Genomic DNA, 16,618 nt, shown 5'->3' on the forward strand with positions numbered 1-16,618 from the left:
GACCTCCGCATGACCAAGCTAAAGATCGCTTCCTGGAACATCAATTCCGTCCGCGCCCGCCTCGGCATCGTCGAACGGCTGCTCGACGAAGAGCAGCCCGACATCCTGTGCCTGCAGGAAACCAAGGCGCAGGACATGGTTTTCCCGGGCAAGAGCTTCACCGACCGCGGCTACGTCCATCACGAGCTCAACGGGCAAAAGATGCATCATGGCGTCGCGATCCTCAGCCGCCTGCCGCTCGGCGACAGCGGGCGCCACGACTGGCAGGACAATGGCGAGGCGCGCCACGTCGGTGCACGGCTGGAATGCGGAATCCGGCTGGAGAACGTCTATATCCCCGCTGGCGGCGACGTCCCCGATCGCGGCGTCAACCCCAAGTTCGGGCAAAAGCTGGATTTCATCGAGCGCATGACCCGCTGGTCCGAGAAGTTGGCTGAGCCGACTTTGATCGTCGGCGACTTCAACATCGCGCCGCTGGAATGCGACGTGTGGAATCACAAGGCGCTGCTCGATGTCGTCAGCCACACGCCGGTCGAGGTCGAGACGCTCGAACGCCTGCGCGCAGCGCACGACTGGGTCGATCTGGGCCGTCACTTCATCCCCGCGCCGCAACGCAATTTCACCTGGTGGAGCTATCGGTCGAAGGACTGGACCGCGAACGATCGCGGCCGCCGGCTCGATCATATGTGGGCCAGCCCGTCGCTGGCGCCGCAGGTCACCGGGCATCGCGTGCTCGAACCCTGCCGAAGCTGGGAACGCCCGTCGGACCATGTCCCGCTGATCCTAGAGCTGGACGTTTGAGCGACCTTGCCCGCGCCATCGCCGCGCTTCGGCTTGGGCGCCCGGTTCAGGTCGGCGCGCTCGGAATCCTGTCCGCCGAAACCGCAAGCGCGGCAATGCTCGCGCTTGCCGATCCGCAGCAGCGCGCCGACCTGCTGATCAGCGGCGAGCGCGGGGCGGCGCTCGGCCTCGGCAACATGCGCGAGGCAGCGGAAGCGTCGCACCCGGTTCGGATCGAGCGGGCGAACTGGCTCGATCATGGTGAGGCGAGTGCCTTGATCGACCCGTCGCGCGACTTCGACCGGGCGCCGTCGGGGCTGATCGTCAAAGCGCCCCCTGCGGAGGGTGCAGTGGCGCTCAACCTCGCGCGGCTTGCGGGATTGCTGCCCGCCTTGTGGCTTATCGATCCCGACGCCGGGGCACTCGGGGTCGAGGCCGCCGACATCGCGGCGTCACCTAGGGCGGTGATCGTCACTCGCGCAACACTCCCGCTCGACGGCCTTCCTTCCAGCCAGATGGTGGCGTTCCGCGATCCCGCCAGCGGCGAGGAGCATGTCGCGCTGGTCGTCGGCGCATTCGGCGGGAAACCGCCGCTGGTGCGGCTCCACAGTGAATGCCTGACTGGCGATGTGTTCGGCAGTCTGAAATGCGACTGCGGGCCGCAATTGAAGGAGGCGCTACGGATCATCGGGGCGGAAGGCGGCGGTGTGCTACTCTACCTTCGCCAGGAGGGGCGCGGAATCGGACTGACCAACAAGCTTCGCGCCTACGCGTTGCAGGATCGCGGGCTCGACACGGTCGATGCCAATCGCCGGCTCGGTTTCGCCGACGACGCTCGCGATTACCGGATGGCGGCGGCGATGCTTCGCGCGCTCGGGGTCGATTCGGTACGGTTGCTCACGAACAACCCCACGAAGTTGGCGGGGCTGGCCAAGGAAGGAATTGCGGTCGAGCGGGTCGCGCACGCGATGCCTGCCAACCCGCACAACGCCGACTATCTCGCCGCCAAGCGCGACCGCAGCGGCCACTTAGGCTAGCAGGCGCGCGACCTCGTCGAAGGTGGAGGCGAGGTGGTGAACGCCGATGGCCTTAAGGCGGTCGGCGTGACATTCCCCGATATGATCGGCGCCGAGGAAGCCGATCACGGTCGCGCCCGAAGCGACCGCGCCGGTGGCGCCCACCGCCGAATCCTCGATGATCACGCATTGCTCGATCGGCACGTCGAGCTGCCGTGCCGCGTGGAGATAGAGATCGGGCGCCGGCTTGCCGCGCTCGACATGCTCGCGCCCGCTATACAGATGTGGACCGAAGGCGTCGGCGATGCCGAGGTGATTGAGGTGCGCCTTGATCCAGCGCAGGCGCGACGACGACACCACGGCGCGAGGCAACGCGGGATCGAGCGACCGAACGAAACGCACCGCGCCCTCTACCTCGGCAATACCTTCGGCAATCATGCGGTCGTCGATTTCGGATCGCGCCTCGTGAAAGCCTGCCGGGAGCGGCGCGGCAATCAGCGATTCGATCGCGTCGACGAAATCTTGGCCCGAGAGCCCGGTAAAATGGTCGAGCGCCTGGCGCGTCGTCACGGGATGGCCGGCGGCGGTAAGCCATTGCGCGGCGTGCTCGTTGCCCGCCCACTCGCTTTCGATGAGCACGCCGTCGAAGTCGAACAGGATCGCGGCGAAGCGCATCAGTCCTCGAACAAGGCCGTGCCAACGCGCACATGCGTGGCGCCCAGCGTGACCGCCACGGCGTAGTCGGCGCTCATCCCCATCGACAAGCCGGTGACGTCATGACGCTTCGCCAGCTTCGCGAGGAGGGCGAAATAGGGAGACGGCTGATGCTCGGCGGGCGGAATGGCCATCAGGCCCGCGAGTGCAATCGGGGTCGCGCGCACCTGATCGAGAAAGGCTGGCACCGCGTCGAGCGCCACGCCACCCTTCTGCTCTTCCTCGCCAACGTTGACCTGGACGAAGCAGTCGGGACGGTGTCCTTCGGCCGCCGCCTCCGCCAGCGCGTCGAGCAGCGACGGTCGATCGAGCGAGTGGATCGAGGCAAACAGCGCCGCCGCCTCAACCGCCTTGTTCGACTGCAGCCGGCCGATCATGTGCAGGCGAACGTGCGGAAATCGATCGAGTAGAGCAGGCCATTTCTCGGCGGCTTCCTGCACCCGGCTTTCGCCAAAGTCGCGTTGCCCTGCAGCGATCAGCGCTTCGATCTCGTCCGCGCTTCGCCGCTTCGACACCGCGATCAGGCACACGTCCTCGTGTTTTCGACGCGCCAGCGTAGCGGCGCGCGCGATTTCCGCGCGGACGGTCGACAATCGGGTGGCGGCATCGCTCATGCGGTGCGCTATAGAAAGGCCGGTGACGACGAGCCACCCCTCATGGCCACGCGAATGGCTGATGACCGATCCCAGGATCGGCGCGGCCCTGCCGTCGGTGATCGCGCAATTGCCCGACGGGACAGGCGTCATCGTTCGCCATGACGAAGCGCCGAGGACCGAGCGCGCGGCGATTGCCGAACTGTGTCGCGTGCGCGGGATCGTTTTCGGAGTGGCGGGAGATGTCGCGTTGGCACGTGACTGCGGCGCTTCGCTTGTTCACCGACCGCATAGCGATTCGGGAGGTCTACCCCTCAGCCTGCCGGTTCATGACGAGCGCGAAGCCGGCGACGCCGCGCGGCGCGGCGCGGCACTGGCCTTCGTTTCGCCCATCTTTGCCACGCGATCGCATGAGGGCGTCGCGGGGATTGGCCTCGAGCGCGCCGTCAAGCTGGCGAAACGCTCGGCAACGCTTGCGATTGCACTGGGAGGAATGGATCGGGACAGGTTCGCCGAGCTGGACGGCGACGTCTTCTACGGCTGGGCCGGGATCGACGCCTGGCTTAGAACTTGAACGCAGTGCCCACGTAAACCGCCTTGTCGTTGCGGCGATCGTCGGCGAGCGCCGGGATCTGGTCGCGCTCGACCTTGTAGCGGACGCCGCCGTTGACGGCGATGTTGCGGCTGATGCTGTACGACCCGCCGACGTCGACCGCGACGCTGTCGGGACGTGCGAGCGGGGTCAGGCGACTTTCGTTGCGCTCACCCGCGACCGCGACCCGGCCGCTGAATTTCTTGAGGTTGTAGCTAACGCCGACCACCGCGGTGTCGCGAGTGCCGATAACCGGGTCCGGGCTGGCCGAGCGGCTGACATCGCCGGCGACCGCGAACCGCTTCCAGCCCACACCGACGCCGAGGTCGTACTTGGCCGGAGCGATATTGGTAACCGGGGTCGCGACCGCGACTTCGACCGGGCGAGCCGGGGTGGCCGCGCCGCTCGAGCGGACCGCGATGCGGACCTGCGATGGGCGACCCTTTGCCGCAGCGGGCGTGAACTTGAGGTCGTTATTGCCGAAACCGCGACCGGCGAACATCGCGGCGAGGCGCGGGTCGGCCGAAGCGGGCGTAAAGGCGGACATCTTGTCGAAGCTGATTGACACGGCGGGTGGGCGAACCTTGCCGTTGACCGCGGCGATCCCGAGCGCAGGGGTCATGATCAACGCGGCCACTGCCAGCGCCGACGCCGTTCCCTTCCCCATCGGTTTCACCCTGTTCAACACGTGAACGACTCCCATTCACAAGTGATATAGCTCGACGAGCCTGACTGTTCCATGACTCCGCCGATTCAAATCGACTCTGTTGCCCATTGGGCACAAATCGGCCCGGTGCGGGACAGTCGAATGCTTGCTTGCCGTCACGCGGTCAGCATCTATAACGCCAGCGACGACGCCCTTATCGCATGAGAGATTCCATGGCCAGACCGACCCCGACCATCGTCACCCTGATCGCCGCCGGCGTCGCCGCCGCCGCGCTGAGCGGATGCGCGCGCAATCGCGACGTCCCGACCAGCCTGGCCCCCGCCCGGATGACCTCGATCGGGGTCAACAGCTATCTGTGGCGCGCCGCGGTCGACACGCTTTCGTTCGCCCCGCTCGTCACCGCCGATTCCAATGGCGGCGTGATCGTCACCGACTGGTACGCCAACCCGCGCACTCCGGGCGAGCGCGTCAAGCTGACCGTCTCGATCCTCGACCAAGAACTGCGTGCCGATGCGCTTCGCGTCGCCGCCAGCCGCCAGGTCAACCAGAACGGCGCATGGGTCGAGGCGCCCGTCGCCGCGGCCACGGTGCAGAAGCTGGAAGACATCATCCTGACGCGTGCCCGCGACCTTCGCCGCACGACCATCGGCGGCTGAGGCACCAGATCCAGCCATGACCGACCGCTTCGACCCGGCGGTTGCCGACGCCGCGTGGCAGCAACGCTGGTCGGACGCCGGGACCTTCCGCGCCGATTCGGCCAGTCCCAAGCCCAAGGCCTATGTGCTCGAGATGTTTCCGTACCCGTCGGGACGGATCCACATGGGGCACGTCCGCAACTACACCATGGGCGACGTCCTCGCCCGCTATCGCCGCGCGCAGGGCTTCGAAGTGCTCCACCCGATGGGCTGGGACGCGTTCGGAATGCCCGCCGAGAATGCGGCGATGGAGCGCGGCGTCCATCCCGGCGCGTGGACCCGAGAGAATATCGCGGCAATGCGCGCGCAGCTCCAACGGATCGGCTTCGCGCTCGACTGGAGCCGCGAACTCGCCACCTGTGAGCCCGATTATTACGGCCATGAGCAGGCGCTGTTCCTTGACCTGATGGAGGCCGGCCTCGTCTTCCGCAAGGAGAGCGAGGTCAATTGGGACCCGGTCGACATGACCGTCCTCGCGAATGAGCAGGTCATCGACGGCAAGGGCTGGCGGTCAGGCGCGACGGTCGAGCGGCGCAAGCTGAGCCAGTGGTTCCTGCGCATCACCGACTTCGCCGACGAGCTGCTCGAAGGACTGGGTACGCTCGACCAGTGGCCCGACAAGGTCCGCCTGATGCAGGAAAACTGGATCGGCCGGAGCAAGGGGCTGCAATTCTGCTTCCGCCTGGTCGGCACCGCCCCGGGCGGCGCGTGCGATATCGAAGTCTTCACGACGCGGCCCGACACGATCTTTGGGGCAAGCTTCGTCGCCATTTCGCCGGGCCACCCGATCGCCGAAGCGCTCGCCACGGACAATCCGAAAGTCGCCGAGTTCATCGCCACGGCGCGCGCGGGCGGCACCAGCGCCGCCGAGATCGAGACCGCGGAGAAGCTGGGCTTCGACACGGGGCTTGAGGTCGTCCACCCGCTCGATCCGGACCTGCGCCTGCCGGTGTGGATCGCGAATTTCGTGCTCATGGATTACGGCACCGGCGCGCTGTTCGGCGTTCCTGCACACGATGTTCGCGATTTCGAGTTCGCGACCAAGTACCGCCTGCCGATCCGCCGCGTCGTCGGCGACAGCATCGATGATGCCAGCGCCCCGGTCGGCGAGGCCGAAACCGCGCACGGCATCGCGGTCAATTCGCGTTTCCTCGACGGAATGACGACCCAGCAAGCTGCGGCGGAGGTCATTTCCCGCGCTGAAACGGCCGGTTGGGGCCAAGGCAAAACGCAATACCGCCTGCGTGACTGGGGCGTCAGCCGCCAGCGCTATTGGGGCACACCGATCCCGGTTATCCACTGCGAGACATGTGGCCCGGTCGGCGTGCCGCGCGAGCAGTTGCCGATCGTCCTTCCCGAGGACGTCAGCTTCGATATCCCCGGCAACCCGCTCGACCGCCATCCCACCTGGAACAAGGCCGCTTGCCCCAAGTGCGGCAGTCCGGCGCGGCGCGAGACCGACACGCTCGACACCTTCGTTGATTCCAGCTGGTACTTCATCCGCTTCGCCAGCCAGCCCAAGGACAAGCCATTTGATCGCGCCGAGGCCGAGGCGTGGCTTCCCGTCGGTCAATATATTGGCGGGGTCGAGCATGCGATCCTGCACCTGCTCTATGCCCGGTTCTGGACCCGCGCGCTTGAGCGGATCGGCAAACTGTCGGTCAAGGAGCCGTTCAAGGGGCTCTTCACCCAAGGCATGGTGACGCACGAAACGTATCGCAGCGAAGACGGGCGCTGGTTGTCGCCGGCGGAACTGACGATCGGCGAGAAGGGCGCGCTGGTAGAAACCGCGACCGGCGGCGGCGTCACGCCCGGCCGCGTCGAGAAAATGTCGAAGTCGAAGCGCAACACGGTCGATCCCGAGCCAATCCTCGACCGTTACGGTGCCGACGCGGTGCGCTGGTTCATGCTGTCGGATTCGCCGCCCGAACGCGACCTCGAATGGTCGATCGGCGGGATCGAAGGCGCTGCGCGCTTCGTCCAGCGGGTGTGGCGCCTCGCAATGTCGCCACGCACGCCCGATGGTGCCGCCGACGTGTCACTGACCCGCAAGCTACACCGCGCGATTGCTGCGGTCGGCGCGGCGATCGAGGGCCTGCAGTTCAACAAGTCGGTCGCGGCGCTGTACGAGTTGACCAGCGCGGTCGAAAAGGCCGCGCCCGGTCCTGACCGCGATGCCGCCATTCGCGCGCTGCTGATCCTGGTGTCGCCTGGCGCCCCGCATCTTGCCGAGCAAGCTTGGTCGGAGCGCGGCGAAAGCGGCCTGATCGCCGACGCACCGTGGCCAACGCACGATCCCGCTCTGCTGGTCGACGACGAAGTCACGATCGCGGTGCAGGTGAACGGAAAGCTGCGCGATACTCTTACCGTCGCCCGCGGCCTCGACAAGGCGAGCCTCGAGGAACAGGCGCTCAGCCTCGCCAAGGTTCAGGCCCAGCTTGGCGGCGGCGTCCCACGCAAGGTGATTGTGGTTCCCGACCGACTGGTCAATATCGTCGCATGATGCGTCTCGCCGCCCTCGCCCTGTTGATTGGCCTGTCCGGCTGCGGGCTGCGACCGATGTACGCCGGGGGCGCCTCCGGCGCGGTGGTGGGAAGTCTGTCGACGATCCAGGTCGCGCCGATCCCCGAGCGCCAGGGATGGCTGGTCCGCAACGCCGTCGTCGATCGCCTCGGCGGAGAAGCGCGCGACCCCGCATACCGGCTCGAGATCGAACTCGACGACGACCTCACCAGCCTGGGTATTCGCGGCGACAGCGCGGTCACCCGCGAACGACGGACGTTGCGCGCGCGCTATCGCCTCGTCGACGTTACCGACGGCCAAGTCGTCCTCGATGCGACCGCGGGATCCGATGCCGGGATCGACGTCGTCAGCAGCGAATATGCGACCATCGCCGCCGAACAGAGCGCGCTCGAACGGCTTTCGGTCGTCGTCGCCGATCAGATTGTCGGCCGGTTGGCGCTGTTCGTCAGCCGCGGAGCCGCAGCGCCGCGTCGATGAAGTCGGCGAAGGGCAGCCTCAACGTGGCGCTCGACCGGCCCGATCCGTCGATCCGCTTCTACTTGTTCTACGGGCCCGACGAGGCCGGTTCGCGCGCCCATGCGCTGCGCCTGCTCAAGGGCATCGGGGATGCCGAGCGCTTCATCGTGATGGGGCAATCGATCAAGTCGGACCCAGCAACGCTCGCCGACGAGGCCGGCGCGATGTCGCTGTTCGGCGGCAAGCGCGCGGTCTGGATCGAGCCGGCCGGCGACGAAATCACCGAGGGGGTGAGCGCCTTGCTCGATGGCGGCGCAAGCGAGAGTGCGGTGATCGCTCTGGCGGGGCCGCTGCGCAAGACGTCGTCGTTGCTCAAGCTCGCCGAGAGCCACCCTCGCGCATTGGCGCACATCAGCTATGTGCCCGAGGGACGCGAAGTCGAGCGCGTCGTCATCGATCTGGGTTCGGCCCTCGGCCTTCGCCTGTCGCCGGACGTCGCCCAGCGCATCGCCGGCGCGGCGAACAACAATCAGGCGATCGCGTCTCAGGAGCTGGAGAAGCTCGCCCTATTCGTCGGCGCCAGCGGGTCGAACCCGAAGGACCTCAGCCACGAATCGATCGACGCGGTCGGCGCCGACTCGTCGGAGGGTGACATGCTGAGACTCGGCGACCTCGCCCTTGGCGGACGAATGGACGAACTGGTCGAGGAATTGACCCGTCTTCCCCGCCACGGGTCGGAGGCAATCCCCGCTCTCCGCGCCCTCCAACGCCGCTTGCTCATGCTCGCCCCACTGCGGGCAAAAATCGAGAATGGCGAGCGCGTTGATGGCGTCATGGCGGCAATGGGTAAGTCTTTGTTTTGGAAAGACAAACCACTGATCCAGAAACTCTTGTCGACGTGGTCCGCCGAACGGATCGCGGAGGCGGCGTCGCGGGTGGCTGAGCTGGAGAAGCAGCTTATTTTTGCCGGCGTCCCATCAGACTCCGCGCTCGGCGAAACGCTCGTATCCTTCGCCCGCGTCGCGCGGCCGCGCTAGATCGGTTCGCCGCTCAATCGCTGGCAGATCATATCTAGCTGATCGAGGCTGCTATAGTGGACGACGACATTCCCTCCGCCCTTCCCATGCGCCACCTTCACCCGCAGGCCGAGCAAATCTCCGAGCTGCCGCTCAAGGGCGGCGAGATCGGCATCGACCGGTCGGCGATCGCCGGTCTCAGTCTTCGCCTTGGCCTTGGCCGGCTTGGCGTCGCGAACGAGCGCTTCGGCCTGACGCACCGATAGGCCCTCTGCCACGATTTGCCGCGCAATCTCTTCGGCATTCGGCGCGGAGGCAATTGCTCGGGCGTGACCCATGCTGAGGTCGCCAGTCACGAGCATGTCGCGCACCGGCTTGGGAAGATCGAGCAATCGAAGCAAATTGCTGATGTGGCTTCGAGATTTGCCGACGACCTTCCCCAGGTCGTCCTGCGTATGATTGAAGTTATTGATCAGCTGACGATAACCCTCGGCTTCCTCGATCGCGTTGAGGTCTTCGCGTTGGATGTTCTCGATGAGCGCGACTTCGGCCGCAACGCCGTCGTCGAAGGTTCGAACGATTGCGGGGATCGTATGAAGCCCGGCCTTCTGCGCCGCGCGCCAGCGCCGCTCTCCGGCAATGATCGAATATCCGTCAGACGCGGTGCGGATCAGGATCGGCTGAAGGACCCCGCGCTCCTTGATCGATGAAGATAGCTCTTCGATCGCCGCATCGTCGAACCGCTTGCGTGGCTGGGTATCGTTCGGACGAATTCGGCCGATCTCGATTTCCCGGACCATCGCGCCGTGGTCCTGTCCCGTGGCTGGCGGCCGGAATGATTCGTCGATGAGTGCACTCAGTCCGCGACCAAGACCGCCTGGCTTCTTCATGCCGCCACCGCCGCGATCGACGGAAGTCGCGACATGATCTCTCGCGCCAGCTTGATATACGCTTCGGAGCCCGGACACTTCAGGTCGTAGATCAACGCGGGAAGTCCATGGCTCGGCGCTTCCGACAGGCGGACGTTGCGGGGAATGACGGTGGAGAACACCACGTTGCCAAGGCAGGCGCGGACGTCCTCCGCCACCTGCTGCGACAAATTGTTGCGACGGTCGAACATCGTGAGTGCGACACCGAGAATCGAAAGTGAGGGATTAAAAGCAACGCGGATCCGCTCGACCGTCTGCAACAGCTGGCTCAACCCTTCGAGCGCAAAGAACTCGCACTGCAGCGGAACCAGCAAATGCTGCGAGGCCACGAGCGCGTTCACCGTCAACAGTCCGAGCGACGGTGGGCAGTCGAGGAGGCACACGTCCCAGCGGCCTGCGGGCACCTCGGCAAATGCCTGGTAAAGTCGGTGCGTCCGGTCCTCCATCGACACCATTTCAACCTCGGCGCCTGAGAGGTCGACCGTTGCAGGCAGCAGATCGAGCCTCGGTACGGGCGTGGCGACTGCGGCCTCGGCAATCGACGCCTCCCCGATCAGCACGTCATAGCTTGAGCTTGTCCTTGCCGCCTGACCGATGCCAAGACCAGTCGACGCATTTCCTTGCGGATCCAGGTCGACCAGCAAGACTTTCCATCCAATGGCTGCGAGCGCCGTCGCGAGATTGATCGCCGTGGTGGTCTTCCCCACGCCGCCTTTTTGGTTGGCGACCGCTATCCGGATCATGGCCTTCCCCTCCGCCGTACTCGCTCGGCGACGACAATTGCCGCGTCGTCGCTTGTCACGCTGGGAACCAGCGTGAATTCACCCTGCCACCTTATCATGGCTTCATCCAGTTCGGATTTCACCTGTCGCCCCTTAGGCAGGATCCACCGAGTCTTCTTGCGGGACAGATGATTGGCCAGAGAAAAGAACTTGTCCAACGAGGCAACCGCGCGAGCCGTGATATTGTCGAAGGAACCGTGGACACGCTCAGCCTTCGCGGTCGATACAGTCACATTCGGTAGATTAAGTTCGAGCGCCACTTGCTTAAGAAACATCGCGCGAAGCGGCCGCGGCTCGATCAGTGTGATGGGTTGGTCGACCAAGATCGCCAAGACGATACCGGGGAGCCCCGCCCCACTGCCAATGTCGCAGGTCGTGCCCGGAATAAGAATCGAGGCAAGCTGGGCACTATCAAGAATGTGGCGGTCCCAGAGATCATCCAGCGTCGATGCGCTTATCAAATTTTGTTTTGTTGCTTCCGACCGAAGCAAGCCTTCGAAGGCCCGTAGCTTTGTAAGTGTTTCACGTGGAACATCGAGATTTGTTGATCGGGCGATGTCCGTCACGCGGCTTCCCGTATGAGAGCAAAATGAAGGGCCGAGAGGGCAGCCGGCGTCATTCCGTTAATACGCCCCGCCTGATCGAGATTTGCGGGGCGAGCAGATGTAAGTCGCTCACACATTTCGGAAGATAGTCCAGGAATGTCTGAGAAGGACAATGTTGCCGGGATCGACATTCCGCGATCTCGCTCCCGCGCGGCGAGGTCGCTAGACTGCCGATCCAGATATGGCTGATAAAGCGCGTCGTCGATTGCCTCCGACGTGGCAGCGTCATCAGGCAGGTGCGATCGGACGCTTGTCTCGGCGAGCGGGCGGCGAACCCATTCCTCCAGTGGGCGCCTTGCTGGGTCCTCGATGCCGAGCTCCCGTCCAGTCACCGAGCAAGAGTGCAGGACGTTTTGCGCATAACGCTTTGCCACGACATGCTCATCCGCCTTCTTTGCGTTATCCCCGCCAATTAGCCCTAATCGAATTGCAGTTCCTCCCAGCCGCGACACGGCATTGTCGGCACGGAGGTGCAGGCGGTATTCCGACCGTGCAGTAAGCATGCGATACGGCTCTGCCACCCCTTGGATCGTTAGATCGTCAATCATGACACCTACATAGCTTTCGGCGCGATGAGGTCGCAACGCTTCAAGGCCTATCGCCACGGCGGCGGCGTTGGCCCCTGCCACCAGCCCTTGCGCGGCGGCCTCCTCGTACCCGGTGGTGCCGTTTATCTGACCAGCCAGGAAAAGGCCGGTGACCTCACGATGCTCAAGGGTCGGACTGAGTTGGCGCGGATCGCAATAAGAGTATTCGACGGCATAGCCCGGCTGCACAATTTCCGTCCGCTCCAAACCCTCTACCGTTCGTAGCATGGCGAGTTGAACGTCTGCCGGAAGCGAGGTCGAGATTCCATTAGGATAAATCAGATGTGTCGACAGACCCTCGGGTTCTAGGAAGATCTGATGCCCGTCACGGTCCCCGAAGCGCACGACTTTATCCTCGATCGAAGGACAGTAGCGCGGCCCCCTGCCTTCGATGTCGCCACCGATTAAGGGAGAACGAGGAAGCCCAGCACGGATGACGTCATGACTTCGAAGGTTGGTCCTCGTCATCGCGCAAGCGAGCTGGGGAAGTGGTCGTGACTTCTCGAAGAACGACATCTGCCATTCCTGCTGGTCACTCGGCTGCGGCGTCAGCGTCGACCAATCAATTGAGCGACCATCGAGCCTGGGGGGCGTTCCCGTCTTCAGTCGTCCGACCCCGCCACTCAATTCATGGAGTTGATCGGCCATTCGCGCTTGCGTTGGCTTCGCACCTGACCGTCCACCGGTCCAACGTTCTTCCCCTCGAAACAGGGTAGCGCCCAAGAACGTTCCGGTTGCCAAGACGACCGACGGACAGGACAAGAACCGCCCGTCACTAAGCTCTACTCCGCTTACGGCTCCAGTCTCGAAGCGGAGTTCCGACACTTCTCCCTCAAGGACTTCGACACCTGACTCGTTGACCAAGTCACGGACGGCAGCCCGGAAATAATCGCGATCTGCTTGAACACGCGGGCCACGAACGGCGGATCCTTTGCTGGCGTTGAGCATACGGCGGTGAATGGCGGCCCGGTCGGCCGCAATCGCCATTACACCCCCGAGAGCGTCGATTTCCCGGACGAGATGACCTTTACCGACCCCGCCGATCGACGGGTTGCAGGACATTTGGCCCAAATCGCTGGCCGAGAGGGTGACGATCGCCACTCGCGCACCGCGCCGACGGGCGGCGCAAGCCGCCTCCACGCCCGCATGGCCGCCTCCGATCACGATGACATCGAACATTCACGGCACTTACCGCAGCCCCGCATGACATTCAAACCAAGGAGTGTTCCACGTGGAACCTACGGCCTATTTCCCGAGGCAGAATTGGCCAAACAGGCGGTCAAGCATGTCTTCTACGCCAGCTCGACCCGAAATTCTGTCGACTGCACTTCGCGCATGACGAAGTTCTTCGCTGATTAACACAGGGTCGTGAAGGCCGCCGGCCCGTAGAAGCGCGTCGGCAGACTCGCAAAGCAATTCACGCTGGCGCGCATTGATCGCAAGCTGGTCTGCATCGGGGAGAAGGGCCATTGCCTTTGTTGATAGCAGCGCGACGAGGTCCGTGAGTCCTTCCCCCGTGACGACGGAGATCTGCAATCCGGGCGGAGGGAGCGACTCATGAAGGTCTGCTTTGGGCAATATCAGTTCGGCCCCAGGAGGATGCTCGCGGGCCGGGCCCATCCAAAGAACGATATCGGCGCCGGCCATTTGCTGCCCTGCCCGCTCAATCCCAATCGCTTCGACAGGATCGCTTGTTTCGTGAAGTCCTGCGGTATCAATGAGTACGAACGGAATGCCGTCGATGGCGATCGGGACCTCAATGACGTCGCGCGTCGTGCCGGCGACCGGCGTGACAATCGCTTTTTCGGATTGCGACAACGCATTGACCAGGCTCGACTTCCCGCTGTTGGGAGGTCCAGCGATGACCACGCGGATGCCGTCACGCAAAGGCTCGACGCGGGGGCCTGAAAGTACTTCGCGAAGCTCCGCGGCCAGGCGCGCTGCATCTTGTCCCAACGTCAGGTCTTCCGCGCCGTCGTCCTCGTCGGCGTAGTCGATCGCGACCTCGGCCCGAGCGCTCAACACCAGCAGACGCTCGCGCCATTCATCGAGGCGTCGGCGAAGTCCGCCGCCCGCGCGCTCGACTGCGGACCGGCGTTGCCATTCGGTTTCGGCGGCAAGGAGGTCGGCCAGACCTTCGGCTTCGGTCAGGTCGATGCGACCGTTCGCCAGGGCCCGGCGCGTAAACTCACCGGGTTCTGCCAAGCGGAAGCCGGGTTGCGAGCGCAACACCGATAGGATGGCCTCGATAGTGGCACGGCCGCCATGGCATTGATATTCAACGACATCTTCGCCGGTCGAGGAAGCAGGCGCATCGAAGCGCAGAACGACGGCCTCATCGAGAAGGGAGTGGTCCTCCGGATCGCGGAGACGGCAAAAAGCGGCCTGTCGGGCGGGCGGAAGCCGACCGATCAGCCGCTCCGCCGCGGCAAAGGCATGAGGCCCACTGCTTCGAATGACCGAGATGCCTGCCGGCGGACGACCGCTGGACAGCGCGACGATGGTGTCGGGCGACTGCCCGACCATCACATGAACAGGCGGCCCAGCCCGACCTGCGGATCGACCCAGCCGTCATAGATCATCTTCACCGCGACGTAGAGGATCACGACGAGGCCGATGTACGCGATCCAGCGATAGCGCTCGATATACTTGGCGATGACGTTGGCCGCGAGGCCCATCAGCGCGACCGCGAAGATCAGGCCGACGATGAGGATGCCAGGGTGCTCACGAGCCGCGCCAGCGACCGCCAAGACGTTGTCGAGGCTCATGGACACATCCGCGACCGCAACGGCCCAGGCGGCCGCTGCAAAGCTCTTGGCGGGGCGAAGACCGCTATGCTCGTCGCCCTCGATCTCGGCCGAACCTGCGCTCTCGCCGCCATGGTGAAGCTCGCGCCACATTTTCCAGGCTACCCAGAGGAGAAGAAGGCCGCCGACAAGGATGAGGCCGATGATCTGGAGCAACTGAGTGACAATCAGCGCGAAGGCGATGCGAAGGACGAGCGCGGCGATGACGCCGATCAGGATGACCTTGCGGCGCTGTTCGGCAGGGAGGCCCGCCGCGAGCGCGCCGACGACGATGGCATTGTCGCCCGCGAGGACGAGATCGATCATCAGCACCTGAAGGAAGGCCGAGAAGGCTGCCGGCTCGGTGATGTTCGAGAAGTCCTTGACGATCGACGCCCAAATGTCGGCGGGCCCGCCAAAACCGGCCGGTGCCTGTGCGACGGCGGCAAGTACGAAATCGATCATCGACTATTCCCTGTTATCCGGTCTCCGTCGAAAGCGCGACGGAAGAAGAGGTTCCGACCCGCCATCGGGCGGGCTGCCCCGAAACGCCTTACTGGTTCATCGACGCGAAGAAATCCTCGTTCGACTTGGCGTCCTTCATCTTGTCGAGAAGGAACTGCATCGCGTCGATCGTGCCCATCTGCATGAGGATGCGGCGAAGCACCCACATCTTGCTGAGCGTGCCCTGCTCGACCAGCAGCTCTTCCTTGCGGGTGCCGGACTTGCCGACGTCGAGCGACGGGAAGATGCGCTTGTCGCTGACCTTGCGGTCAAGCACGATTTCGCTGTTACCCGTGCCCTTGAACTCTTCGAAGATGACCTCGTCCATCTTGGACCCGGTGTCGATCAGCGCGGTGGCGATGATCGAGAGCGATCCGCCCTCCTCGATATTGCGCGCGGCGCCGAAGAAGCGCTTGGGGCGCTGCAATGCGTTGGCGTCGACACCACCGGTCAGGACCTTGCCCGACGACGGAACGACGGTGTTGTAGGCGCGGCCGAGGCGCGTGATCGAGTCGAGCAGGATGACGACATCCTTCTTGTGCTCGACGAGGCGCTTGGCTTTTTCGATCACCATTTCGGCGACCTGGACGTGACGCTGCGCGGGTTCGTCGAAGGTCGAGGAAACGACCTCGCCGTTGACCGAACGCTGCATGTCGGTGACTTCCTCGGGCCGCTCGTCGATCAGCAGGACGATCAGGAACACCTCGGGGTGGTTGTCGGTGATCGCCTTGGCGATGTTCTGCAGCAGCACGGTCTTGCCGGTACGCGGCGGCGCGACGATCAGCGCGCGCTGGCCCTTGCCGAGCGGCGCGACGATGTCGATCACGCGCGCGCTCTTGTCCTTGACGGTCGGGTCGAGCGTGTCGAGCCGCAGCTTGCTGTCGGGATAGAGCGGTGTGAGGTTGTCGAAGTTGACGCGATGGCGAACCGCTTCGGGCTCGTCGAAATTGATCTGGCTGACGCGGGTCAGCGCGAAATAACGTTCGCCGTCCTTGGGCGCGCGGATCTCACCCTCGACGGTGTCGCCGGTGCGGAGCCCGAAGCGGCGGACGAGGTTCGGCGCGACATAGATGTCGTCGGGGCCGGCGAGATAATTGGCTTCCGGGCTGCGCAGGAAGCCGAAACCATCGTTGAGGACCTCGATCGTCCCCATGCCCATGATCTCGGCGCCATTCTCGGCGCGGACCTTCAGAATGCCGAACATCAAGTCCTGCTTGCGCAGGGTCGATGCGCCTTCGACGCCCATTTCCTCGGCCATCGCGACGAGGTCGGCGGGGCTTTTCTGCTTGAGGTCCTTGAGATGCATGGATTTTTTTCCGAGTATTCGAATGATCAGGAGATGACGCGCGGCAGGACGCCGGACATGGGACGGA

Annotated in this window: 17 protein-coding genes; 7 read left to right on the forward strand and 10 right to left on the reverse strand. The window is 64.5% G+C overall.

Features of this window, described 5'->3' with window-relative positions; translation table 11 throughout:
- The first annotated feature begins 9 nt into the window (after nt 1–9).
- Both SH584_RS07510 and ribA read left to right on the forward strand, forming a co-directional pair.
- On the forward strand, nt 10–801 hold the full coding sequence (locus SH584_RS07510; RefSeq protein ID WP_324805994.1) for an exodeoxyribonuclease III: 792 nt from the start codon (nt 10–12) through the stop codon (nt 799–801).
- Complete coding sequence (gene ribA / locus SH584_RS07515) at nt 798–1,817, forward strand: GTP cyclohydrolase II (RefSeq protein WP_324805996.1); 1,020 nt, start codon at nt 798–800, stop codon at nt 1,815–1,817. The genes SH584_RS07510 and ribA overlap by 4 nt, the downstream gene beginning before the upstream one ends.
- Here the strand turns inward: ribA and SH584_RS07520 are convergent.
- Nucleotides 1,809–2,471, reverse strand: a complete 663-nt coding sequence (locus SH584_RS07520) for an HAD family hydrolase (protein WP_324805998.1) — start codon at nt 2,469–2,471, stop codon at nt 1,809–1,811. The genes ribA and SH584_RS07520 overlap by 9 nt on opposite strands.
- The gene (locus SH584_RS07525) at nt 2,471–3,124 is read right to left on the reverse strand and encodes a YggS family pyridoxal phosphate-dependent enzyme (RefSeq protein WP_324806000.1); all 654 of its coding nucleotides are present in this window, start codon (nt 3,122–3,124) and stop codon (nt 2,471–2,473) included. Before SH584_RS07525 ends, SH584_RS07520 begins: the two co-directional genes overlap by 1 nt.
- Before the next feature lie 61 nt (nt 3,125–3,185).
- On the opposite strand from SH584_RS07525, the gene SH584_RS07530 reads away from it, so the two are divergent.
- The gene (locus tag SH584_RS07530; protein ID WP_324806002.1) at nt 3,186–3,677 is read left to right on the forward strand and encodes a thiamine phosphate synthase; all 492 of its coding nucleotides are present in this window, start codon (nt 3,186–3,188) and stop codon (nt 3,675–3,677) included.
- Here the strand turns inward: SH584_RS07530 and SH584_RS07535 are convergent.
- Nucleotides 3,667–4,362 (reverse strand): hypothetical protein, encoded by a 696-nt coding sequence (locus tag SH584_RS07535; RefSeq protein WP_324806004.1) that lies wholly within the window; start codon nt 4,360–4,362, stop codon nt 3,667–3,669. The two genes, SH584_RS07530 and SH584_RS07535, sit on opposite strands and share 11 nt — an antisense overlap.
- Before the next feature lie 212 nt (nt 4,363–4,574).
- Here SH584_RS07535 and SH584_RS07540 point away from each other — a divergent pair, with 212 nt between their 5' ends.
- The 4 genes from SH584_RS07540 to holA are packed head-to-tail and all read left to right on the forward strand — an operon-like array spanning nt 4,575 to nt 9,073.
- Complete coding sequence (locus SH584_RS07540; RefSeq protein WP_322841805.1) at nt 4,575–5,018, forward strand: DUF3576 domain-containing protein; 444 nt, start codon at nt 4,575–4,577, stop codon at nt 5,016–5,018.
- 16 nt (nt 5,019–5,034) lie between these two features.
- On the forward strand, nt 5,035–7,560 hold the full coding sequence (gene leuS / locus SH584_RS07545) for a leucine--tRNA ligase (RefSeq protein ID WP_324806006.1): 2,526 nt from the start codon (nt 5,035–5,037) through the stop codon (nt 7,558–7,560).
- A complete protein-coding gene (lptE, locus tag SH584_RS07550; protein ID WP_324806008.1) occupies nt 7,557–8,057 on the forward strand; it encodes an LPS assembly lipoprotein LptE in 501 nt (166 codons plus the stop codon). Before leuS ends, lptE begins: the two co-directional genes overlap by 4 nt.
- Nucleotides 8,054–9,073, forward strand: coding sequence for a DNA polymerase III subunit delta (gene holA, locus SH584_RS07555; RefSeq protein WP_324806010.1), 1,020 nt, complete (start codon nt 8,054–8,056; stop codon nt 9,071–9,073). Before lptE ends, holA begins: the two co-directional genes overlap by 4 nt.
- Here holA and SH584_RS07560 read toward each other — a convergent pair.
- The 7 genes from SH584_RS07560 to rho all read right to left on the reverse strand — a co-directional run bounded on the left by SH584_RS07560 (nt 9,070) and on the right by rho (nt 16,551).
- A complete protein-coding gene (locus SH584_RS07560; protein WP_324806012.1) occupies nt 9,070–9,942 on the reverse strand; it encodes a ParB/RepB/Spo0J family partition protein in 873 nt (290 codons plus the stop codon). The two genes, holA and SH584_RS07560, sit on opposite strands and share 4 nt — an antisense overlap.
- Complete coding sequence (locus SH584_RS07565) at nt 9,939–10,724, reverse strand: ParA family protein (protein ID WP_322841800.1); 786 nt, start codon at nt 10,722–10,724, stop codon at nt 9,939–9,941. Before SH584_RS07565 ends, SH584_RS07560 begins: the two co-directional genes overlap by 4 nt.
- Nucleotides 10,721–11,329 (reverse strand): 16S rRNA (guanine(527)-N(7))-methyltransferase RsmG, encoded by a 609-nt coding sequence (gene rsmG, locus SH584_RS07570; RefSeq protein ID WP_324806014.1) that lies wholly within the window; start codon nt 11,327–11,329, stop codon nt 10,721–10,723. Before rsmG ends, SH584_RS07565 begins: the two co-directional genes overlap by 4 nt.
- Entirely contained in the window at nt 11,326–13,134 is a 1,809-nt protein-coding gene (gene mnmG, locus SH584_RS07575; protein ID WP_324806016.1) for a tRNA uridine-5-carboxymethylaminomethyl(34) synthesis enzyme MnmG, read from the reverse strand. Before mnmG ends, rsmG begins: the two co-directional genes overlap by 4 nt.
- Nucleotides 13,135–13,200: 66 nt before the next feature.
- Entirely contained in the window at nt 13,201–14,481 is a 1,281-nt protein-coding gene (gene mnmE, locus SH584_RS07580) for a tRNA uridine-5-carboxymethylaminomethyl(34) synthesis GTPase MnmE (RefSeq protein ID WP_324809525.1), read from the reverse strand.
- A complete protein-coding gene (locus SH584_RS07585; RefSeq protein ID WP_322841797.1) occupies nt 14,481–15,206 on the reverse strand; it encodes a YjbE family putative metal transport protein in 726 nt (241 codons plus the stop codon). Before SH584_RS07585 ends, mnmE begins: the two co-directional genes overlap by 1 nt.
- An 88-nt stretch (nt 15,207–15,294) precedes the next feature.
- Nucleotides 15,295–16,551 carry a transcription termination factor Rho gene (gene rho, locus SH584_RS07590; protein WP_322841796.1) on the reverse strand — a complete coding sequence of 419 codons (1,257 nt, stop codon included), beginning with the start codon at nt 16,549–16,551 and terminating at the stop codon, nt 15,295–15,297.
- Nucleotides 16,552–16,618 lie beyond the last annotated feature (67 nt).

Source organism: Sphingomonas sp. LY29, assembly GCF_035593985.1.
GTDB lineage: Bacteria > Pseudomonadota > Alphaproteobacteria > Sphingomonadales > Sphingomonadaceae > Sphingomicrobium.